This is a genomic window from Maritimibacter harenae (genome assembly GCF_009882975.1).
In the GTDB taxonomy this organism is placed as follows: Bacteria; Pseudomonadota; Alphaproteobacteria; order Rhodobacterales; family Rhodobacteraceae; genus Maritimibacter; species Maritimibacter harenae.
In genome coordinates, this window is sequence record NZ_WTUX01000047.1 from 1 (window position 1) to 422 (window position 422).

The 422-nt window shown below is 64.5% G+C and carries 1 protein-coding gene; it reads left to right on the top strand.

What is annotated here, in order from left to right; translation table 11 throughout:
* Positions 1–25 precede the first annotated feature (25 nt).
* Positions 26–422 (top strand): hypothetical protein (locus tag GQE99_RS20270; RefSeq protein ID WP_161353781.1); only part of this gene is annotated, 397 nt, incomplete at its 3' end.

The following is a 422-nucleotide window of genomic DNA, read 5'->3' on the forward strand; positions in this document are numbered from 1 at the left end:
CTGGTCGCCCGCGACCGAGCGTCGCTTGGAAGACCTGCAACAAGCTGTCGTGGACTGGCCCGAGGCCCCCCGGCCGGCCGCGGTGGCCGGCGCCATCGCCATGGCTCTCGAAGAACTCATGCTCGAGCTGTCATGGGACGCATCCGCCCACGTTGAACTCGCGCGTCTGGTTGCGGGCTTCACTGATCATGCGACGGTCGCCTTCGACCGCGAGCACTACACCGGCTTTACCGCCGACGTGACCCCGATGAGCGTGAAAACACCCGCTGAAACCTTCCAGGGTCTCTTAGAGATCGGGGCCGTCTCCGAACGCGATCCGCGGCTTTCCATTCAGTCGCGCGATATCGAGGAAGGCCTGTCCAACCAGGATTTCCTGTGCGGTGACCTCACGAGCGTGGTGCTTTCCTCCATCCTCGCAGGCC